We start from the raw sequence: 21,069 nt of genomic DNA, 5'->3' as shown, positions 1-21,069 counted from the left end.
GCTGTGGTGCCGCTTCGCGTTAAGTTATACGCAAACGCCCGCAATGGGTATGGTGAAGTTCTCTATGTGAATCGCTCACCCCGAGCAACGCTGTTATGTTCATTCGTCAATCTTGTGCAGTGTATTGCGCTTCGTTGATCACCGGCGTCGCCGTGTTGACCACGTTCTCCCTCTCGACACGGGCAGCCGCCGGGGTCGTGCGTGTTGATGCACATTGGGACGCCGTAGCGGAGCGGCATCGTGAGGAACGGTTGCGAGAAGAGCGGCGGTGGGAAGAACGTCAGCAAGACGCGCGCCGTCAGCAGGCAATTCACGACGACGATCGTCGACGCAGCGATCGCGCGCAACGCGCGCACACCGCGAATGAACGCGGACAACTGGATTAACTACGACCATGCCCCTTCTGAAACCGCGCATCGCCGGCGTTATTTGCTCGCTAGTAATGTTTGGAGCGGCGCCCGCGTATGCTGATTGTTTTGACGAAGCCGCAGCATATCAGCACGTCAATCCGACTATCTTGCGTGCAATCGCATGGCAGGAGTCACACTATCGTGCGAACGCGGTTCACAAGAACTCGAACGGCTCGGTCGACTACGGTCTCATGCAGATTAATTCGATTCACCTCAGTGCGTTATCGCGCTACGGAATCGGACAGGACGCGTTGATGACACCGTGCAAGAACGTCTACATCGCCGCATGGCAGTTGCGGCAGCAGATCGTGAAATACGGCAATACGTGGGCCGCCGTTGGCGCTTATCACTCGGCGACGCCCGCGTTGCGCGACGACTACGCGCGTCGTATCGCCGCTATTGTCGAGCGCTGGGGCATGAGATCGACATCGGGAATGCCAGCACCTTAATGTGCTGCTATGCGTCCAGCCATGCTGCGGTCGCACGTGATGCGCTTCGTGGCAAAACACGATGTTTCGTCTTATCCGCTCGTTGCCCAGGCCTACGTCGCACAATGCAAACGACAGCACTATGCAAATCGTTTGTTTCTTCTTCTTTTCAAAACCAAGCATGCCGACCATTCAATGCAGCGCCACCGTACTCGAGGCTTTCTTATGCGTATTGTCGGGCGGCATTCGCATCGGAGCGCAGGCCGATCTCGACGACATGTTGCTCGCGTTGCGAACATGGCAGCCCGATTCGCCGCTCGCCGACGTATTCGAAGCGCGCCTGCATATCAGCCGTGCCGATTGGCGCGAGGCCGCGCAACTTCTGCGTCAGGTTAGTAACCTGCACGAGGGTTTGCCGATCATATTAGCCCTGCACGGCCTGTGTCTCTTCATGCTGCGTGACGACGGATGGCGGCGCCTCGGCGCGCAGGTTCTGGACAGCGGCAATCAGACAGCAATAGCTATCGTCGGGCGGTTTCTCGGTGTGACGATCGATCCGGGCACACACCCGTCGCTTCTCGCCGAGCGAGTGACCGAAGCCGTGCACGCGTAAAAGCACTGAAAAGAATGCCGGTGTGACGCATATCGTCCGCACTCGGCATTCCGTATTCCGCTCCTGCACCTGCTGTGACGACTCCGTCAGAATTCGATCACGCGCGGCGAAAGCAACACCAACCGTTCCATATGGCTATTCTGTGTCTGCCGATAGCGAAACAGTCCGCCCAGAAACGGTATCTTCGACAAAATCGGAACGCCCGATTCACCGTTCGTCTGGTTATCGATCCGATATCCGGCAATCAGCAGACTTTGTCCTTCCGTCACGACCGCTTCAGTATTGATTTCGCTCGTGGCGATCTGAGGAATCTGGTCGACGGTTTGTCCGGGCACGATCTGACCGTCTTCGACATGCACCTGCAACTTGATTTGCGTCTTGCCTTCGTCGTCGGTGACCATTGGCAGCACCCGCAGCGTATTGCCGACCGAGACGCTGAACAGATCGCTCGACGTGAACCCCGCTACCTTCACGAAGAAGCGCGTTTTATTGTCCATGACCGCCTCGACGTTATCCAGCGTTGCGACCTTCGGGCTTGCGTCGATACGTGCAAGATCGTCCTGCTCGAGCGCATTGACACGCGCGAGCAGATAGCGCCCCGCATCGCCGACCACCGCCGTCAAAGACAAGCCCGCCGGCGTGACATTGGCTATCGTGTTGCCGTTTGCGTCGGTTCCCGTGAACGTTGGATTTAACTGGCCGTTGAAACTGTTCGCACTCGTCATACCGTTTCCGGTCTGAAAATCAACGTGGCTGTTGTGAGCGCGCCAATCAACGCCAATCTGCTTGAGCGCGTTGTCGTTGATCTGAATAATGTTCGCTTCGATCTCGATCATGCGGCGCTTCACGTCGAGCCGGTCGATGAGCGGCTTGTACTGATCGACGCGTTGCGGCAGATCCCGAACCAGCACCGAGTTCGTGCGCGGGTCCGCAATGATGACCGGCAACGAGCCGGCGCCGTCGGGCAGCGCGGCCGTCGACAGCGCGCCTCGTCCGCTCGCGTCATTGCCGATGCGCCCGCTTTGCGAAGGCAGGCCGACCGTTCCCCCCGCGCTCTGCAACGGAGCGCCGAACAGACCCGGCAACGGTGGATTAACGCCCGAGTTGTCAGGATACGGCGAGCCGCCGGAGGTCCCGCCCCGCACGTCCGCCATCGCATCGACAGGTTGCACCGAAGGCGTCACATCCGGCGTCGCGCCGCGCGAGCTGCCTTTTTTGTCGCTATCGTTTTGCGGGTGATACAGGCTCGACAGCACGCTCGCCACGCCAGGCACGATCATTGTCTTGCCGTCGATCACGACTTTATGATCGTCGGCCCAACCGTTTTTCAGCGGATACACGCGGACTTCGCTGCCGGTGCGCCGATTCGCGTTCTGATCGATGCGCGCCGCCACGTCGCTCACCAGGGACAAAAGCCGGCTGGGCCCGGTCACCAAAGCGACGCCTTGGACGGGGTCGTACACTATCGGAAAGCGGTCGGTTTCGAGGCCGATCTGCTTGAGCGTCTGGCGCAGATTTTCCGTTCCTGCGAAGTCGAGGTTGATGACTCGGGTGGAGACGTCGTTGGCCGCGCTAATCGACAGCACACTGCCGTCATAGAACCAAACAAAACCGAAGGTCGCGGCCATAGTGTCGATGAACTTGCGCGGAGGCAGGTTGAAGCGGCCAGACACCGTGCCCTGGATATTTGGCGCAATGGAAATAATGATGCCTTGGCTTGCCGCGAAATCGCTCAGTACATCCTTCACATCCTTGCTTTCCACCGAGATCTGCACAAGCCCTGGCCGCCATTTGATTGGCGCAGCGTGAGCCGTAGTGAGACAGAGAAGCAAAGCCGCGCCGATTGCACAGCGACCTAGTTTTGATTTCATCATGTTGTGGAAAGTCGGTGATTGAGATGACGTGCAGGCGTAATGCACAACTTCAGCGATTTATCGTATCGGAGGGTGCTTCGTTGAATTGACGCCGATATCCGTTGACGAGGGTCGAGCGGTTACTGACACCCCACTTGCTGGCGGCTTCCAGAATGCCTCGCTCGCTCCCGCTCGCGGCTTGCAGCTCCGCGCGAATGCGCTGCATTCGTAGCTGCCGGATAATTTCGCTCGGCGTTGAGCCGAGGCTATTCTTGAAAGTGCTTTGCAATGCCCGGTCAGTGACACCGATCTCCAGCGCGATCTCACGTATCGACAGATCCTTGCGTTCGAGATTCGCAACGAGAAAGCGATACGCGCGGCGGTATTTCGCCGGCAGGCGAGCGGCAATGTCGTCGAGTTGCTCCGGCGGACGTGCGGTGCGCCGCGTGTACTGCGCAAGTGCGCCTGCCTCGTCGCGCACGCAACGCAGTGCGTTGACCGCATAACGTGCGTAGAGCGTGAGCGACTCGCCGTTGCGGCCTTGCAGATGCCGCAGCTTTGCGAGTCCGTACAGATACTCCAGTTGACGATGCCCTTGCCAGCCGCGGCTCTCCGCACCGAGCAGATTGATAATCGACTCCGCGACTTGCGGCACGCCGCCTGCCAGACTCGCGAGCATCACCTCGAGACGCGCTGCGCGCTGATACGCCGTCAACTCTTGCGCCACGGCCCAATTCAAGTGCTCGTTGAGCGCACGCTCCGCGTCGCGCCCGCCGTCGGCCAACACTTGCAATTGCTCCAGAAACTCGATGCGTCCGCGCAGCAACGGCGCTTTAGCGGCTGCTGCCGCCCGCCGCCTCAGCGCGGCTGGCACCGAAACCGCAAATCCCTGCGAGTCACCCGCGAATCCCGGTTGCCAGTAGCCGTGATCGGCCAGTTCGGCGTGTGAGCGCAGTTCGCTTTGTGTCGTCAGATCGAAACGCACGGTGTCGATTAGATCACGCCAGCCTGCTGCGTTGTGGAACTGTGTGGCGTCGCTCGTGAGGAGAAGGTCCTCGAGCTCGTCGAGCGCGAGACCCGCTTCGCGCAAACGGCCGAGATCAAACAACACGCAGAAAGTGCCGAACAAACCTTCGAGACGCAGCGCAGGGTCAACGCCAGCATCCTCAACCACCCGTGTGAAGCACGCCATCGCCGTACCGAGCCGATGACGGAACAACGCCTGCCAGCCCGCATTACGACAGGACGCCGCTCGCATCTGGGACCGCGATGCGCGCATTTTTTTCTGCGCTTGGCGGAACGATTCCTCGGCGTCGACGTCCATGCCTAAGGTCATGTAAAGGTCGCCCTGCAATTGCAGCCATTTGGGCAAGATGTCGTGGTCGCACGAATCGACGTGACGCGAAATGTGCGTCGACGCCGCAAGAATGCGGCCCGCTGCGATCATGTCGTACAGACTTGCCTGCGCCGCTGACGACGCGAGAACGGATACGAGAGGAAAGTAAAAGGTGGAAAACATTGCTTGCTCCGTAACAGTCGTCGAACGAACGTCGCGGCACGCCGATACTTAGGCATCCTGATTTCCTGCATACCGCACGTAGGCGGCATCGTCAGCGCTTTGCGACAACGGAGATCAATTTAACAAAGCTGGATTCGCCAATTCTCAATACTCAGAGAGAAGCGGTGATTATTGAAGATAGTTGAGAATCGGCGTGACGCCGCAGGCGCGCGTTCACCGCAGCGGCCGCGAAGGAATGATGGCGGACACATTTGCAGATGCTTTTGTCTCGCCCCGAGCAAGCGCTTCGAGGCTGGCTTTCAACAAACGGAGGTCAAGCTGATCTCGCACTTGTGTAACGAAGATGCCGGCGAACACAGCCATCATCAGCACGGCCACTGCGCCTTTGATCGGCTGGCTGAGCGCGCTGAGTTCGAGTTTCTGGGCCGACTTCGACGCCAGGTTGACGCCCATGTCGATCAGCAGCAGCACAAGCAGCATCGGCGCCGCGAGTTTGGCAACTGTTTGCATCAGAGTGTCGGTCTGGTGCATCATGAATGCATCGAGCACACTGACCGACGCCGGAATGCGCGCAGAAACCGGCCACCACTTATACGACGCATACAAAGCTTCCAGCAAGAACTGCATGCCGCCAAGCGACCAGAACGCGACCGTCGCGACCTGACCGAGCAACGTGGCCGAAGGCGTGGATTGCTGCGACAGCATCGGGTTCTGCAACTGCGCGCTGTTAAAGCCAGTAAGATTGTCGAGATAGCTGCCCGCGCCTTCCGCGACCCAGAATACCGTCGACGCAGCAAAGCCTATCACAATACCGATCAAGGTTTCGCGCAGACCGATTGTCAGCAGAGTCAAGCCTGTGAGCGACGCGCCGAAGGAGTCCGGCTGACCCGCTGCGATGAACATGCTGAAACTAAGCGCGATGCCGTTGCGCAAGACGCCTTGCAGCACACCGTCGGAGGTAGGCGGAAACATCGTCATCAGCGCGTACAGTCGCAGCGAGCACAAGCCCCACACCGCCAGATACTGCGAAAATTGCAAACCGTGTTCGAGCAGATACTCGTTCATTTGCGGCCCAGTCGCGCAAGCGCCATTTCTTCGGTTTCTTCGTCCTCGGCGTCGGCGGCAAGGCCATCCAGCACCGCTTCAAGCTTTTTCACGCGCTGCTCGCACATCTCGATGCGACCGCGATTTTGCGCGATGTCACGACGTGCGGCGGCAATTTCTTCATCCTTCGCGGCGATCGCGGCGCGCGCTTCGTTCAACTCTGACTGAGCATGCGTGAGCCGCTCCTCGACCATCTCGGTATAGCGACGGATCGACGTAAAGTTTTCGATCGAAAACGGCTCGGTGCCGGTCGTCATCGCCGCAATGCGTTGTCGGTACATGCGCACCACGGCATCGAGCTCCGCGTGCCGTTGTGCAGCAGCATCGGCTTCCGCGGAATGCACCGCGCGCTCGTTCTGGCGCTGAGCGAGCGCGGCGCGCAGGGCTTCTTCCAGCCGTTCGCGCCGCGCGCTTGACCGCTTCAACGCGATGATCTGCCGCTGCGCGCTCATAGCGTCTGTCCTTGCGCGAGTTCGTGCAGCGCCGCCTCAGTCGACACGGGATCGGCGTATGAGTCCGTCGCTTGCGAGAGAAACGCTCTTAAAGCTTCAATCTTTTCGATCGCTTCGTCCGCGAGCGCATTCGTGCCAGCTTGGTACTCGCCGATCTGCAACAGCAGTTCTACCTCGCGGTGTTTCGCCAGCAGCTTCCGCAGGCGGGACGACGAGGCCATAAATTCACGCGACACAACCTGTGGCATCACACGCGACAAACTGCCGAGCACGTCGATGGCCGGATAGCGGTTCTGCGCGGCGATCTCGCGCGACAAAATCAGATGGCCATCAAGCACACCACGCACTTCTTCGGCAATCGGGTCGCTACCAGAATCGTCCTCGGCGAGGACGGTGTACAGCGCTGTAATCGAGCCTGTCTCCCCCATGCCCGCGCGCTCCAGCAAGCGCGGCAGCTCAGCGAAGATCGACGGCGGAAAGCCGCGTCGCGCGGGAGGCTCCCCGGCCGCAAGCCCAATTTCACGGCCGGCTCGGGCGAAACGCGTGAGCGAGTCCATCATCAGCAGCACGCGCTTGCCTTCGTCGCGGAAATGTTCGGCGATCGCGGTCGCCACATAAGCCGCCTTCGATCTTTCGATCGACGATCGGTCCGACGTCGCGCACACCACGACCGACCGGGCCATGCCTTCGGGGCCAAGAATCGACTCGACGAACTCACGCACCTCGCGCCCACGTTCGCCGATCAGCGCGATTACGTTGATGTCGCATTGCGCGCCGCGCGCGAGCATGCCGAGCAAAGTGCTTTTGCCAACGCCCGCCGGCGCAAAAATACCCATGCGCTGACCTTCGGCCAGCGTCGTCATGGCGTCGATCACGCGCACGCCGGTTGCCATCGACGCCTCAATCATGCGGCGATTCATCGGGCTCGGCGGGTCTGCAAAGATCGGCCGGTAGCGGTTGATGTCGATCGGCCCGAGTCCGTCGATTGGCTCGCCGAGCGCGTCGATTACGCGGCCGAGCAGTTTGTCGCCTACCTTGATCGACAGCGGCCTGCCGAGGCCAACCACCTGCGTCGAGCGCGACACATCGGACAAGCGCGAAAACGGCGAGACGAGGGCGTAATCGCGCGTGAAGCCAATCACTTCGCCGTGTTGCATTAGGCGACCGTCAGGCGCGCGCAATTCGCATAGTTCACCGAGTTTCAGATCGATGCCCGCGACCTTGATGAGCGTGCCGATCACTTCCACGACCTTGCCGACCTGGCGGATCGACACGCTCGCAAGGATTTCCCGTTCGATCGCGTCGCTCAGCTGCCGCAAACCGGCGCGGCCCAGCAGGCCGTCATGCGTGGCCGCGGCTTTGTGCCGCGCATGTCTTTCGATTTCGCTCACGCTCTAGCTCTCTTCAACCATTGAGGTTTGTGCGGGCGCCGCAACGGATTCATCGACCGACGCACGCAACGCGCGTTCGACCGCCGCCCGGACCGTGTCCAGCTGCGTCGACAAACCGGCATCGACAATGCCGACGTCGGACTCGCATGTGCAGCTACCGGGCGCGAGCCGCTTGTCACCGAGTACGCTCAACGCAACAGGACGGCCCAGCTCGCGCCAACGGCGCTCCAGATCGCCGAATGCCGCGCGCGCGGCCTCCAGATCGCCCGGATGAACGCTCACGCGGAGATAGGTTGACCCTTCGACTATGCGGTCCACTGCACCCAGCGCCTGCGCGAACAACGCCTGCGCACCCTGCCCGCCGACAATCTGCTCGACCGCCAGCATCACGATTTCGGCCATCCGCTTGCTGAGTTGACGCTGCAGACGGTGAGCGTCGTTGCTGACATGCGCGACCTGCTCAAGCCAGTCGGCGAGTCCTTGCGCCATGCCGTCGCGATAGCCCGCGTCGGCCGCCTCGGCGCGTTCCCTCGCCGCTTCGGTCACGAGTACGTCGGCTTCGGCGCGAGCAGCCTGCAATAGCTGCTCGCGCTCAACCTCCGCCGCTGCGAGAATTCCTTGGCGCTCGGCTTCTGCGCGCCCATACACATTGTCCACGCTTGCCAGCATGCCGAACGTTTCGCGCGCGACGATATCCTCGTCCACACCATAACGCGTCTTACCAAGCGCATCGGCCACGTGCGCAATACGTGGATGACTCAGCCAGATAACCATGGATACTCCGGAAAAAGCTCCGCAAGCCGCGCGTGCAGGACGCCAGTTCCGCTTTCGTCAAGCGCGGCAGGCACGGCATCTAACCAGGCAGCGTGGCGGGCGTCGTACGGCAATGCGAGGCGCAGCAGCGCGCAGGGCACGTTGCCGGCTTGCGGCTCGCGCGCGAGCAATGCGTAGCCCTCCAGAGCAAGTTGCGCATGTTCGAGCGACTCCAGCGACGGCACTGCAGCCGCACCCAAAACGCGCGTCAGATCGGGCGCTGCAAACGGGTCAGCAATGCGATCGAGCGGCAGTCCCGCCCATTGCGCGAGCCGCACACGCGTGTTTCGGTCAATCAAACGGCGCACTTGCGCGCGCCGCAGCAGCAGCGCGCGGATGCACAGCGCGGCGCGACCTTGCTCGATTGGCAGCGCATCCAGACGCGCCGCCGGCACGCCGATCAGCCGTTCGAGCGAGGGCGGCGCAAACTGCAACGCGCGCATCAGCGCAAGGGAAACGTCTTCGCACGGACCGTGTTGCAGACGTTCACGCAACGCAAGCGCGGCGGCTTCGCCAAGACCCAGTGCTCGCATCAGCCAGGAACTGTGGACCCAGCGAATCGCCGTGCGCACGTTGTGCTCATAGCTCGCAAGCATGCCCGCCAGGTGATTCGCATTCGGCCCCAGGCGGACGTGGCCGCAATGGCCGCCGTGCGGCAAGCCGGCGCCGCGCGCGACACAGGAAGCCGGCATGTTCATGCGGAGCGTCGGTCCTTGCGGGCGAGTCGCTGCGACAACGCACTGGGCAAATTCGACAGCGGCCCGAAGCGCCGCTGCAACGCCTCGCGAAACGCAAAGGCGATCCCGAGGCCTACCAGCACGACTACGAGCAGCCCCGCGGTGACCCACGGCCAGAAGGAACCACGCGCCACGCTGCGGCGGCTCATATCGACCTGATCGGCCGCCACGCCGGTCACGCTGACTTGTTCGTACGACAGGCCTTCCACACTATGCACGACCAGATTCTTGATCTGCGGCACGAGTGAGTTGAGTGCGAGACCCGGCCTGTACTTAATGAACACCGACGCCGACGACGGTTTCACTTGCTGCGCGAGCGGATCGTTGTTCGGAATCACGATTTGCACGCGAGCCACCAGTACGCCGTCGATCCGGGACAAGGTGCCCGACAGTTCCTGCGACAAGCCGTAAATGAACCGCACGCGCTCTTCGGTCGGCGTGGAAACCAGACCGTCTTTCTTGAACAGGTTGCCCAGATCGTCGAACTTGCTGTGCGGCAGGCCGTTGTCGCGCAGGACTTCCATTGCGTGAACCATGTCATCGTCGCTCACTTGCAGTGAGTAGGTCTTGCCGCCGTCAGCCGTGGTCTTCTCTGCACTCACACCGCGCTCCAGGAGCGCGACTGTCATTTCGTTCACGTCCTGCTCGCTCAGATTGCCGTACAGCTCCTTCTTGCAGCCCGCGAGCAACGCACATGCAACGCACAATATGGCCATCGCCGCGCAGCGACAGCGCTGCCATGGTCCGAATGCTTCAGCCGTGAACATGGTCATTGGTTTTTCATCAGGGTTTCCGCCGACGACTTAGACGATGTCACCACCGCCATCTTCGCCTGAAAGTCGAATTGCACCATCGACAGATTCAGCGCGACTTCGGATGCCTTTGCGATTGCCTCCGTGGGCGCCATCGAACTGGATTGCTGGCCGAACTGCGCGACTTCCTTGAGCGCGGCTTCCATCTGGCCATCCTCGTGCGAGATTGCTTCGACGAGCTTGTCGTTGGCGGCATGCGCGCCGCCTTGGTCCGGCGCGACGCGCTCCTGCTGCATCAACGCTTGGAATTTCGCGGCCGAGTCGCCGCCACTGTCGGCTTTAAACGCTTCCGAAATTGCTTTGGCAACCGAGTCGTTGGTGATGGACAGGCTCATATGAATACTCCTGGCGTGAACTGTGAAAACGACGCGCGCCGCAAATCAGGCGCGCAGAAAGCCCATCTGCTGGAATTGCGCGCTGTTCTCGCGCACAGGCTGCGCGGCGCGTTCGGCGGCTTTGGCCTCCTGCTCCTCGGCCAAATCGCGATACGACTGCGGCAACACAAACTCGCCGCCGCGATAGCTCGCGCGCGCGGCCAGCAGGTCTTCGCGAACTTCCAGCGCCCTGATCAGTGAACGCGTTTCAGGCGTCGCGTCGCCGGCAAGCGCTTCATCGGCCCATTGACGCCAGTTTGGATCGCCCTTCGAGGAAAGGCAGTAAGCAAACATCGCCTTCGCGTACGAAAATGAAGGCGCGGCGTCAATCACCTCGCGCAGCACCTGCACCGCGTCGTCCCAACGGCCATGCACGATGTACAGCACCCCCTGCAACGACTCGATCTCGCTCACTTTCGGACGCAGCGCGCGCAACGCATCGAGCACAAGTTCGATGTCGGCCGTATCGCCGCGCACTTTCGGGAAATGGTTGAAGAGCCCGACCGACACAGTTTCGATGAGCGCGGAGACCACGTCCTGACTGCACTTCAAATAGTCGGCATGGGTCACCGACTCAGAGAGCAGGGCGGACTTGGGCTGGTTTGCAAGCATGGTGTTTGACTCCGTGTGTTCAGTGATGCTTCCAGTGAGCGAAAGGTAGCAGCGCAGAACGCTGCTGCTCGCGCCGCGAGCGAAGCGAGCAGCAGCGTTGCGAAACTGTGCGCAATGCAGGAATAACGTGGAGCGCTACATCGGGCTCGACGCCGCACGTTCACATAGCGGTCGCTTCGCGCGCCGATGTCCTGCTTCGTATCGTGCCAATGGCGCGAGATACGTGCTGCATAGAATCGACCAGCGCAATCACTTCATAAACACGCCGTACGTTCGGGCTCGCCCGCCTCCCCCCACTGGACCTCTGCGATGAGCGACGATAAGACCGAAGAGCCAACCGACAAGAAGCTGCGCAAGGCGCGAGAGGAAGGCGACGTCGCGAAAAGCGCCGACGTCGCGGACGGCGTGATTCTCGCGGCCGGCGTACTGATGCTCGCGGCAGCAGGCGATTCGATGGTCGACGCGATGCGCGCGGGCGTGCAAGACGCGCTCCGCTTCGTGAGCGGGCCGCGCGACATTGATACGCTATACGTGACGTTGCACTTGATCGGCTCACACGTGATCGGCGCGGTTTTCCCGAGCATCGGCGCAGCGGTGCTTGCCGCGATCGTCGCCGTAGGCGCGCAGGTGGGTGTCGTGATTTCGATGAACGCCGTGTCGTTCAAGTTTGACGCAATAAGTCCGGCCGCCGGCGTCAAAAAGATCTTCTCACTGAAATCGCTGCTCGAATTGCTGAAAATGATCATCAAGGGCACGGTACTCTTGATCGTAATGTGGAAAACGATCGAAGGTTTGCTGCCGCTCGTGATCGGCTCCCTGTTTCAGTCGGTCCCGCAATTGTCGCGGCTCGCGAGCGGGCTGATGCTCAAAATTCTCGGCACCGCTGCTGCGCTATTCGTGCTGTTCGGTGGGGTCGACTTCAAGCTGCAAAAATTCCTTTACATTCGCGGCAAGAAAATGAGCAAGGACGAGGTCAAACGCGAATTCAAGCAGGACGAAGGCGATCCTGTGATCAAGGGCGAACGCAAGCGGCTCGCGCGCGAACTCGCAACCTCCGCGCCGCCGCGCAAGGTGTCGGCCGCAAGCATCATGGTGGTCAATCCGACGCACTACGCCGTCGCAGTGCGCTACGCACCCGACGAATTTCCGCTGCCCGTCGTGATCGCGAAGGGCATGGACGAAGCCGCGGCGCAATTGCGCCGCGAGGCGCAAATTTACAACGTGCCGATTGTCGGCAATCCGCCGGTTGCACGTGCGCTTTACAAGGTTGACATCGACGATCCGATTCCCGACGAACTGTTCGAAGCCGTCGCGGCGATCCTGCGCTGGGTCGACTCGATTGGCCTCGCGAAGCAAAGCCAAAGTATGCACACACCCGCCGCGTAAGCCCTGTTCGCGGCTCCTGCTGGACTCATCACATTCACCATGCTCAAGACGCTAAAATTCCCTGTGGGCGGCGAGATCGGGATGCTGTTTGTGATCATTGCGATCCTCTCGCTGATGATCCTGCCACTGCCGACCTTCATGATCGATATTCTGGTCGGACTCAATATCGCGGCGAGCGTGACGCTGCTCATGATCACGCTCTACGTGCCCAGCGTCGTTTCACTGTCCGCCTTTCCGTCGCTGCTTCTTTTTACTACGTTGTACCGCCTTTCATTGAGCATTGCATCGACCAAGTCCATTTTGCTGCACGCCGAGGCTGGCGAAATCATCGACAGCTTTGGGAAGCTCGTGGTGGGCGGCAACCTGGTGGTCGGCATGGTCGTGTTCATCATCATCACACTGGTGCAGTTCATCGTAATCGCCAAGGGCTCGGAACGCGTTGCCGAAGTGGGTGCACGGTTCACACTCGATGCGATGCCCGGCAAGCAGATGAGCATCGACGCCGACTTGCGGGCGAATCTGCTGACCTCGGACGAAGCGCGCCACAAGCGCGCGACGTTAGCGCTCGAAAGCGCGCTACACGGCGGCATGGACGGCGCGATGAAGTTCGTAAAGGGTGACGCTGTGGCAGGACTAATCATCACTGTCATTAACATCGTGGCAGGGCTCGCGGTGGGCGTCGCGTATCACGGCATGACGGCAGCGGAAGCGGCGAACCGCTTCTCGATTCTGTCGGTCGGTGACGCTATGGTCGCGCAGGTTCCAGCGCTGTTACTTTCCGTCGCGGCCGGCGTGATGATCACGCGCGTCGCCGACGATCGCGATGAAACGCAACGCTCACTCGGCGCGGATATTGGCCGGCAGTTGATCACTAGCCCGCCCGCACTGTTTTTCGCAGCGGTGCTGCTGCTTGCATTTGCCGCGGTGCCGGGCTTTCCGTGGCTGCTGTTCGTCCTGCTGTCCGGCGTGCTGGCGTTCGCCGCGTACCGGTTGCAAAAGAGCAAGCCGTCGCGCCAGTTGCACGACGGCGAATCCGTGCGTTCAATGCAGCGTGTCGGCGCGAAAATTGAAACGCCCGCCATCGCGACGCATCCGCCCGCATTCACCTGCGCGCTTGGCGTGCGAATCGCGCCGGATCTCGTCGCGCGTCTGAGTCTCGCAGGACTTAATACGTCGTTTGAAGCGGAGCGCGAGGTATTGCAGGAAGAGTTGGGATTGCCGTTTCCCGGCATCACGATGTGGACGTCCGATCGCCTCGCCGCGTCTACGTGCGAGTTCCTCATGCACGATGTGCCTTATCTGACCGTAGAAATTCCGCCTGGAAAAGTGGTGTTGCCAACGCTGCCGCTCGCGCTAGCGCGTGAGGCGAGTGGCATTGGCGAAGACCGGCCCGGCGACGCCGAATTGCGCGCGCTCGCTCCCAATTGCGAGCAACGCGCGCCACTCGACGGCAGCAGTCAGCCGAGTTACTGGCATGACGAAAAAGACTTGCCCGCAAAGACCGAAGCGTGGCGCGCGGAACAGGTGATCGCTCATGTCTCCGTGCGGCTCTTGAGACGGCACGCGTCGCTGTTTCTCGGCGTGCAGGAAGTACAGTGGATTCAGGAGCAACTCGGCATCGACTATCCAGGCCTGCTCGCGGAAGTGCAAAAGGTGCTGCCGCCGCAGCGCATCGCCGACGTGCTGCGCCGTCTGCTCGAAGAACAGATTCCGATCCGCAACGTTCGGAACATCATGGAAAGCCTGATCGCGTGGGGGCCGAAAGAGAAGGACATGCTGATGCTGACCGAGTATGTGCGCGGCGACCTTGCACGCTTCCTCGCTCATCGGGCGACCCAAGGCGCGAAAGTGCTGCCTGCCGTGTTGCTTGACGGCCCTGTCGAGCAGCATATTCGCCAGGCGATCAAGCAGACGCCGACCGGCAACTACCTCGCGCTCCCGCCCGACGAAGTGACCTTCCTGCTCGACAGCATCGAAGCGTACGCAGGAACGGTAGCGCGCGACGACATCGCGCTCGTCACTTCGATAGATATTCGCCGCTACGTGAAGCGCATGCTCGAAGGCAAGCTGGACTGGCTTAACGTGTATTCGTACCAGGAGCTAGGCGGGCTCGTGGAACTGCAGCCGATCGGCCGCGTGACTGCGTGACGCCGCGACATAATGAGAGTAGCCTGAATGTCGACACTACCACGCTTCATGCGACGCCCCGCTCGCATTATCGCCCCCGATTCGATGGCATTGAGCGGCGTGTCCGGGCCGGGTTTCGCGCGCGGGTCCGATGCGTCGGCCGAACGCTCGCGGCGCGCGCGCGGCTTTGACTATGCGGCACTGGTTCGACGCGGGACCGATCCTCAAGACGCCGCGCTTGCCGACAACAACGCCAATCCGTTCGCACTCGAAGACGAAGATCCCGACGCCGATCAGCACCGCGAAACGGACCGAACAACCGTCGCGGGTCGCGTCGCCGTGGGCAGCGCCGCGGTGATCGAAGCGGTCTATATGCAGCAGCAAGGCTTTATCGAACTGGCGGCGTCGATTGCGCGCGAGGTCGCACGACTATCGGCGGATCGCTTCGTCGCCGAATCGGGCAGTTGGGATCTGACGATGCAGCTCAATCCAAACCTGCTTGCCGACACTGTCCTCAACTTGACGCTTTCGCCCGCCGGCCTGTCGCTTCGCTTCAACGTGCAAGATGCCCGCGCAAAGCAATTACTCTTGCTGCATAGCGGCTTCCTCGAACGGCAACTAAAGGCGCTGCTCGACAGCTGGAGCGAACCGCGTTCGCTGACGCTGACAATCTGGTAATTGCTGCCTTCCCCTACTGATGATGCTCGAAACCCGGCCTCGCTCTCTCGTCGGCCTGCTGCCGGCCATCCAGCCCGCCGACGCCTGCGCCGCGCGCCTGCTTTGCGATGCGCGGCACGTCGACGCATTGCGCCGCCTCGGCCGCCTTGATGCCGTGCATGTCTCGCACGTGGATGCGCCCGACGCCGCAAACGCGGAACCGCTAGCGGATGCAGGCCGTATCGTCCTTGCACATCTGTTGGGGCAACTCACTGTTCATATCGACCTCGCGCGTTACCCAACGCTGCAGATACTCGCCACGCCCGCCGAGGAGGACCACAGCGGCGCGCAGCAGAGCCTGCGCAATGCGATTGCGAACGCCGTGCTTGCGCCGCTCGTCGACAGCTTCAATGCTAGCGGCGCCGGGACGTGGCGCGTGGCGTCTGTGCAGCGCGCGGCGAAGGAACTGACCAGGGACGGGTCCGGCAACACCGCGCGTCTGCGCATCGCGCTGACGCACGAGGGCGATGCTTACCAAACACTGTTCGATATCGCACTGCCCACGCTCCAGCTCATAGAAACGCGGCTCGCGTCGTTCGGCAAGCAGCAGCGCCGCTGCAATCCAAACGCCTTCCCGACGATTGCCGTACCGGGTCGCATTGCGCTCGGGGCGCGGCGGCTGTCAATCCGCGCGCTTCAAAAACTACGTCCTGGCGATGTGCTGTTACGCGCGTTCAGCCGCGCAACTGCGCTCGGTTTGCGTGGCCACGGCCCGTTGCACCTGCGCGCCGCGTGGGGCACGCCGGGCCTACGCTGCTTCCTCGCCACGATCACGATTGAAGGCACCCTTCTCACCATTAACGACGACTCCATCATGAGTGACGAAACCCTACAGGTCGAAGGCGACGAGTTGCCGCGCATCGACTACGGCGACCCTGCGCTGAACGATGTTCCGAACGAAGCGGCTATCGTGACAGGCGCCGTGGCGCCGGCGAAGCCTGAAACGGAAGACGAAGCGGAAGCACGAGCGGAACCCACATCGGTCGCCCCAACTCCGCCTGTGGACATCGGCGAACTCGATCTTCCGGTGCAGTTCGAGATCGACACGGTCGCGTTGCCGCTGTCCCAAGTCGCAGCGCTGCAGCGCGGGTACGTGATCGAGCTTGACACGCCTGTGACCGACGCCCGCATCAAACTCGTCGCGCACGGTCAGACGATCGGCCACGGTGAACTGGTGAGCGTGGGCGAACACCTTGGAATCCGCATAACGGGGATGGCCTATGCCAGCGACACCGACCGGTGACATCACCGGATTGCTGATCATAGTTCTTGCGATCAGCATCATTCCGTTCGTGGCAATGGTCGTCACCTCGTACATGAAGATCGTCGTCGTGCTCGGACTCTTGCGCAACGCGCTTGGCGTCCAGCAGGTGCCGCCGAACATGGTGCTGAACGGCATAGCAATTATTGTTTCAGTGTACATCATGGCGCCGATCGCGTTCACCGCCGCCGGCGCGATGCAAGGCAGTAGCGGAGCGAACACGAGCGGCAGCACGGTCACCCAGACAGTGACGCAAGGCATCACCGCCGCGCGCGAACCGTTTCGCAACTTCCTGAAAGCCCATGCTCACCCGCGCGAGCGGCAGTTCTTCCTGCGCTCGGCGAGCGCGGTCTGGCCGAAGGAACAGGCGAAGGCGCTCAAAGACACCGATATCATTGTGCTCGCGCCCGCCTTCACGCTGACCGAACTTACGGATGCCTTTAAGATCGGCTTCCTGCTGTACATCGCGTTCATCGTGGTGGACCTGATCATCGCCAACGTGCTGATGGCAATGGGGCTGAGCCAAGTACAACCGACTAGTGTCGCGATTCCGTTTAAGCTGCTGCTTTTTGTCGCGATGGACGGCTGGTCGACGCTGATTCACGGCCTCATTCTCGGCTATCGCTAGGAGTTCTCATGAACATCGACGCGCTAATCGGCCTCACGACGCAGGGGCTTCTGCTGTGTCTCTATGTGTCACTGCCGATCGTTGTTATCGCGGCCGGCGTCGGTCTGGTCGTTTCATTCCTGCAAGCCGTCACTTCGCTCCAAGATCAAACGCTGTCGTTCGGCGTCAAGCTAGTGGCAGTCGTCCTCGCCCTCGTCGTCGCCGCGCCCATTTCTGCCACCGCCGTGCTGCGCTTCGCGAACCAGGTGCTGCAGGCCGCGACCTTGCAATGACGACCGTCTCCGCCCAGACGCGCGCGGCGCAAGCCGCCGCGTCCACCGAAACGCCCCGAGTGCCTGCCGCGAACCACGATGCGTCGCATGCAGAGGCCGCGCGCTTCTCCGCCGTCTACAAAAACAACGTGACGTTTGCGCACGCGCATCACTCGCATCATCTCGCGCAAGCGAATAGCGCGAAGGCGCGCCAACTTGCCGCCGCCCTTCGCAAGCGTCAGGCCGCGGCGCGGGCCGCAGGCAAACGCTTTGCGTCTTCGAAACGCGCGGCCTCGACCGCACACGGTGCGCCCAAAGGTGCTCATGTGACCAGTTCGAAGGCGGTCGTCCGCAGGGTGCCCGCAGATCGCGTAACACGCGACAGCGGCCGGCAAGGCGGCGGCGGTCGCGGCGGCCAGCCACAGCAGGAAAGCGAACAACAGGACGGCAAGCAACGCGACAATCAGCACGATCAGGATCAGGACACTACGCCCGGCGGCGTCGTTTCAGGCACCGCTGTTGAAGGCGCCAGCGCGCTCTCACCCCCGAGCTCCGGTGCCGCGCGCGGCGACGAAATACGCGTTGCCATCGGCGAAGCGCTGCTGAAGTTGCGCGACGGCATCGCGGCGGGAAACGTGCCGTCACCCGATCGCGCTTTGCAGTTGCTAATGCAGCGCATCCACAAGTTGCGCGCCGCCGAAGGCGCGCTTGCGTCGAGCACATCGGCGGCGAAGCGCGAACTGCTGGCTACAGTTTCACAGCGTCTCGCGCAAACGGCACTGGACCCAAAGGACCCCGCCGGCTCAGCGCGACAGCTCGATGCGCGAGCCGCGCTGTGCGCCCCCAATTCGACCGCAGGACTTGCGCAGCGGGTGAATTTGCTGGCGAACCTCGTCCTGCTTGTGCTTGAACGCCCGAACACGCCGGGTCAGGCCGAGCGGGGGCTTCATCTGAACGCCGCCCTGCTCGGCGCAATCGAAGCGCGCCTGCGGGCCGCGTCGCGTGCCTGAACGGCGTTTCGTTCGGCCGTGGACGGCTTCGCACACGCGGGCACGCTGCACGCCGATATCGCTAATCTGGCGTACGTGGTGTGTCGATCCGATGCGCCAAACGATCTTCGCGTAAGTCTGAAACCATGAAACTGCTGCGCATCCTGACAGGTAGCCATGCCGGCGCGGAAGCGCGCCTCAGCACGGGCGCTCACCGGGTCCACTCCGATGACGATGCGGACATCCGCATCACCGACTGGAGCGGCGCGGCAGTCGTGCTGAACGTCGACGAGACCGATGTAGTGACAGTTACGCGCATTGAGCCCGCGCCGGTCCACGCGGTAGTCGCGATAGACTCAGCGGACTTAGCTTCAGCCCATGCTGACGAAGGCGCGGACCCCGATGCGCTCGACCCCGGCGTCGTACTGATGGCCGACTTTGTGCCGATGCAATTCGACCAAACTGTTCTTTGCATCGGCCCCGACGGGGCCGTGTGGCCGAGCGATCTCGCTCTCCTTTCGACGCTGCTGGCCAAGCCCGAAAGCGCCGACGATCCCATGCACGATACCACCGCCGGAAGCAGTCAATGGATCATCAAGCGCAAGTTGGTGACAGCCGTGGGCGCAGCGTGCGTGATGCTGGCGATTGGGTCGGGCGTGGCGTCGATGGCATTGAGCACGCGGGCCAAGGCATCGTTGCCGCCGCCCGACGTCGCCGCCGCCGAACAAGCCAATCGCGATCTGGCAGGCGCGCGTCTGACCGACCTGCACGCTACGCTTGACGGCCACGGCGGCGTACTCGTTACCGGGCTTATACCTAGCGCCGGCGACGATTTGGTCGCGCAACGCCTGCTCGAACACATCCAGGGCGTGCGCGTGACCCGCCAGTACGGCAACGCCGAGGACACGGCGCGCGGCATCAAGGAAGCGATCGGCATGGCGAATGTCGACGTGCATTACGCGGGCAAAGGCGTGTTCGCGATCACCGGTACGGGTGTCGACGTGGACGGCGTGCAACAGGCCGTGCAGCGCGTGCGCGCGGACCTCGACGCCAACGTAAAGGAATTGCGCATTGACGCAACTGGCGGCGACGCGACCACCACCGCTGAGGTCAATGGCCAGTACACGACCGTGGTGTCGTCCGATCGCGTGCGCTATGCGCAGACTCCGGATGGCGTGAAGCACATTTTTATCCTAGCCGACGACCCCGCCGTCGCAGCCATGTCCGCGAGCGACGCCGCAGCGAACGTCGATGGCGAGCTAAGTCACGGACTCAGCGGCGCGGCGCCCGAAGCTGCGGCGCAAGCCTCCATGCAATCACCTCAATTGGCAGCCGTCCCGGCAGCCGGACCTTCTGTGACGGAGAGATCTCATGTATCAGGCAATTGAACGTCATGCGGCGAAGTTCAACGATCTGCAAGGGCTCGTGCGCGCGCCCAATGCCGATGCGCAAGTCGCCGTGTTGCGCCGCGCGCTCGAGGAGAGCGCGGAGGAGCTGAATAGCCGCGCCGACGGCTCCCCTGAAGACCGCAATGCACGCGCTAAGATCTATCGCGGGTTGCTGGCGGCTAGCCGGATCGTCGCTCAACTGCGCGAAGACGCGCTTAATAGCTGAGTTTCGACGCGCCTGCGTCGAACCCTTTGTCCCCGCGTTATGCGGGAATCCGTTGCCGCGGCCACTCCGGTCCGGCCGTTCATTTCAAGGAGTCTCAATCATGAGTTCAATCACGGGTGCAGCGAGTTCCCTCGTATCAGGCGCAGGCACTGCGGCGCAAGCCACGGCAGCCGGTAAGGCTGGAGAACTGTCGTCGTCCGCCGGCACTGCTTCTGCGGTCGCCCAGATCAACGCCAACGCAGAGGATCAACTGGCGATCGCGCAAGCTCAGTCGAACGCGAGCGTGCTGCAAGCCGTCGGCGAAGCGCTGAAGTCGGGCGCATCGAGCCTGACGAAGGCCGCGCAGGCAAGCTGACGCCCGGCTGCGGACGCGCTTCACGTGCGTTGCAGCAGGCTCTTTCTGGCGCGTTCGCCCCGGCGACACGCGCTTTTTCAATTCCCGCGTCACACCCGCGGGGTTTAACGTTAATCAGAGTCGGACACGCCGTGGACATCGATTACTATACGCCGCTGATCGAAGATCTATGCGCGGCGGTCGGGCTGCCCGATGCTGGCCACGTCCTCGACACGCGCTCGATTGAGGTAGAAGGCTTCGACGTCCGGCTTGATCGTTTCGATAACGACACTGGTCTTTACATCGTCTTCGAGTTTGGAGCAGTCGCGCCGGGACGCGTGCTCGGTGTCTATCGGCTGATGCTCGAAGCCAACCTGCTTGTCTATGCGCAAGACCAGGCGCAACTGGGTGTAGACAGCGACACCGGCAGTTCCGTGCTGGTCGTACGTGAGGAAATGTCCCAACTGACTGGCGAAACGCTCGCCGACCTGCTCGCTCACTATGCGGAACACGGCCGCTACTGGCAGCAGAACATACTTCAAGCCACCGACGATCAGTATCAGTCTGTTGCGTCGGGCGCCTTCATGTGGATTCGCGCGTAATGCGCCTATTAGCGCGAGGGTAAGCCGCCATCTAGCTGGCGT

General features: G+C 61.9%; 24 protein-coding genes. 14 read left to right on the top strand and 10 right to left on the bottom strand.

Translation table 11 applies throughout. The annotated features are described in order from the left end of the window. Nucleotides 1–95: 95 nt before the first annotated feature. The 3 genes from OH764_RS32950 (at nt 96) to OH764_RS32940 (ending at nt 1,451) form a co-directional block, all read left to right on the top strand. A complete protein-coding gene (locus OH764_RS32950) occupies nt 96–386 on the top strand; it encodes a hypothetical protein (protein ID WP_498851620.1) in 291 nt (96 codons plus the stop codon). Between the two features lie 8 nt (nt 387–394). Further along, nucleotides 395–859, top strand: a complete 465-nt coding sequence (locus OH764_RS32945; protein ID WP_498851619.1) for a lytic transglycosylase domain-containing protein — start codon at nt 395–397, stop codon at nt 857–859. A gap of 160 nt (nt 860–1,019) precedes the next feature. Beyond that, entirely contained in the window at nt 1,020–1,451 is a 432-nt protein-coding gene (locus tag OH764_RS32940; protein ID WP_498851618.1) for an HrpB1 family type III secretion system apparatus protein, read from the top strand. A gap of 86 nt (nt 1,452–1,537) precedes the next feature. On the opposite strand, the gene sctC is transcribed toward OH764_RS32940, so the two are convergent. The 10 genes from sctC to OH764_RS32890 all read right to left on the bottom strand — a co-directional run bounded on the left by sctC (nt 1,538) and on the right by OH764_RS32890 (nt 11,118). After that, the gene (sctC, locus tag OH764_RS32935; protein ID WP_498851741.1) at nt 1,538–3,322 is read right to left on the bottom strand and encodes a type III secretion system outer membrane ring subunit SctC; all 1,785 of its coding nucleotides are present in this window, start codon (nt 3,320–3,322) and stop codon (nt 1,538–1,540) included. 52 nt (nt 3,323–3,374) lie between these two features. Continuing rightward, nucleotides 3,375–4,823: a helix-turn-helix transcriptional regulator gene (locus OH764_RS32930; protein WP_498851617.1), complete on the bottom strand. Its 1,449-nt coding sequence runs from the start codon at nt 4,821–4,823 to the stop codon at nt 3,375–3,377. A 213-nt stretch (nt 4,824–5,036) separates the two neighbouring features. After that, nucleotides 5,037–5,888 carry an EscT/YscT/HrcT family type III secretion system export apparatus protein gene (gene sctT / locus OH764_RS32925; protein WP_498851616.1) on the bottom strand — a complete coding sequence of 284 codons (852 nt, stop codon included), beginning with the start codon at nt 5,886–5,888 and terminating at the stop codon, nt 5,037–5,039. Then, entirely contained in the window at nt 5,885–6,379 is a 495-nt protein-coding gene (locus tag OH764_RS32920) for a type III secretion protein (protein ID WP_498851615.1), read from the bottom strand. Before OH764_RS32920 ends, sctT begins: the two co-directional genes overlap by 4 nt. Continuing rightward, a complete protein-coding gene (gene sctN / locus OH764_RS32915) occupies nt 6,376–7,716 on the bottom strand; it encodes a type III secretion system ATPase SctN (RefSeq protein ID WP_498851740.1) in 1,341 nt (446 codons plus the stop codon). The genes OH764_RS32920 and sctN overlap by 4 nt, the downstream gene beginning before the upstream one ends. 57 nt (nt 7,717–7,773) lie before the next feature. Beyond that, on the bottom strand, nt 7,774–8,544 hold the full coding sequence (gene sctL, locus OH764_RS32910) for a type III secretion system stator protein SctL (protein ID WP_498851614.1): 771 nt from the start codon (nt 8,542–8,544) through the stop codon (nt 7,774–7,776). Then, nucleotides 8,529–9,281, bottom strand: coding sequence for a type III secretion protein HrpB4 (locus tag OH764_RS32905; RefSeq protein WP_498851613.1), 753 nt, complete (start codon nt 9,279–9,281; stop codon nt 8,529–8,531). Before OH764_RS32905 ends, sctL begins: the two co-directional genes overlap by 16 nt. Continuing rightward, complete coding sequence (sctJ, locus tag OH764_RS32900) at nt 9,278–10,093, bottom strand: type III secretion system inner membrane ring lipoprotein SctJ (protein WP_498851612.1); 816 nt, start codon at nt 10,091–10,093, stop codon at nt 9,278–9,280. Before sctJ ends, OH764_RS32905 begins: the two co-directional genes overlap by 4 nt. Then, nucleotides 10,090–10,467, bottom strand: coding sequence for a type III secretion protein (locus OH764_RS32895; RefSeq protein WP_498851611.1), 378 nt, complete (start codon nt 10,465–10,467; stop codon nt 10,090–10,092). The genes sctJ and OH764_RS32895 overlap by 4 nt, the downstream gene beginning before the upstream one ends. A 45-nt stretch (nt 10,468–10,512) precedes the next feature. Then, nucleotides 10,513–11,118: an HrpB1 family type III secretion system apparatus protein gene (locus OH764_RS32890; protein ID WP_498851610.1), complete on the bottom strand. Its 606-nt coding sequence runs from the start codon at nt 11,116–11,118 to the stop codon at nt 10,513–10,515. A 309-nt stretch (nt 11,119–11,427) separates the two neighbouring features. On the opposite strand from OH764_RS32890, the gene sctU reads away from it, so the two are divergent. From sctU to OH764_RS32835, 11 genes are all read left to right on the top strand, one after another. After that, entirely contained in the window at nt 11,428–12,504 is a 1,077-nt protein-coding gene (gene sctU, locus OH764_RS32885; RefSeq protein WP_498851609.1) for an EscU/YscU/HrcU family type III secretion system export apparatus switch protein, read from the top strand. Between the two features lie 39 nt (nt 12,505–12,543). After that, nucleotides 12,544–14,652, top strand: a complete 2,109-nt coding sequence (sctV, locus tag OH764_RS32880) for a type III secretion system export apparatus subunit SctV (protein WP_498851608.1) — start codon at nt 12,544–12,546, stop codon at nt 14,650–14,652. A gap of 27 nt (nt 14,653–14,679) precedes the next feature. Then, a complete protein-coding gene (gene sctP / locus OH764_RS32875) occupies nt 14,680–15,309 on the top strand; it encodes a type III secretion HpaP family protein (protein ID WP_498851607.1) in 630 nt (209 codons plus the stop codon). A 19-nt stretch (nt 15,310–15,328) separates the two neighbouring features. Continuing rightward, nucleotides 15,329–16,591: a type III secretion system cytoplasmic ring protein SctQ gene (gene sctQ / locus OH764_RS32870; RefSeq protein ID WP_498851606.1), complete on the top strand. Its 1,263-nt coding sequence runs from the start codon at nt 15,329–15,331 to the stop codon at nt 16,589–16,591. Next, nucleotides 16,569–17,237: a type III secretion system export apparatus subunit SctR gene (gene sctR, locus OH764_RS32865; RefSeq protein ID WP_498851605.1), complete on the top strand. Its 669-nt coding sequence runs from the start codon at nt 16,569–16,571 to the stop codon at nt 17,235–17,237. Before sctQ ends, sctR begins: the two co-directional genes overlap by 23 nt. 8 nt (nt 17,238–17,245) lie before the next feature. Next, nucleotides 17,246–17,509, top strand: a complete 264-nt coding sequence (gene sctS / locus OH764_RS32860) for an EscS/YscS/HrcS family type III secretion system export apparatus protein (RefSeq protein WP_498851604.1) — start codon at nt 17,246–17,248, stop codon at nt 17,507–17,509. Next, nucleotides 17,506–18,498 (top strand): hypothetical protein, encoded by a 993-nt coding sequence (locus OH764_RS32855; protein ID WP_498851603.1) that lies wholly within the window; start codon nt 17,506–17,508, stop codon nt 18,496–18,498. The genes sctS and OH764_RS32855 overlap by 4 nt, the downstream gene beginning before the upstream one ends. A 125-nt stretch (nt 18,499–18,623) precedes the next feature. Then, complete coding sequence (locus tag OH764_RS32850) at nt 18,624–19,865, top strand: type III secretion protein (protein WP_498851602.1); 1,242 nt, start codon at nt 18,624–18,626, stop codon at nt 19,863–19,865. Further along, a complete protein-coding gene (locus OH764_RS32845) occupies nt 19,849–20,091 on the top strand; it encodes a type III secretion protein (protein WP_498851601.1) in 243 nt (80 codons plus the stop codon). The genes OH764_RS32850 and OH764_RS32845 overlap by 17 nt, the downstream gene beginning before the upstream one ends. 100 nt (nt 20,092–20,191) lie before the next feature. After that, nucleotides 20,192–20,446, top strand: a complete 255-nt coding sequence (locus tag OH764_RS32840; protein ID WP_498851600.1) for a hypothetical protein — start codon at nt 20,192–20,194, stop codon at nt 20,444–20,446. Between the two features lie 131 nt (nt 20,447–20,577). Then, nucleotides 20,578–21,027, top strand: coding sequence for a type III secretion system chaperone family protein (locus OH764_RS32835; protein WP_498851599.1), 450 nt, complete (start codon nt 20,578–20,580; stop codon nt 21,025–21,027). Nucleotides 21,028–21,069 lie beyond the last annotated feature (42 nt).

Origin of the sequence: Burkholderia sp. M6-3 (genome assembly GCF_050858985.1) — a bacterium.
GTDB lineage: Bacteria > Pseudomonadota > Gammaproteobacteria > Burkholderiales > Burkholderiaceae > Paraburkholderia > Paraburkholderia caledonica.
The sequence above is the reverse complement of the archived record's forward strand: the minus strand, read 5'-3'. Positions and strand labels throughout refer to the sequence as shown.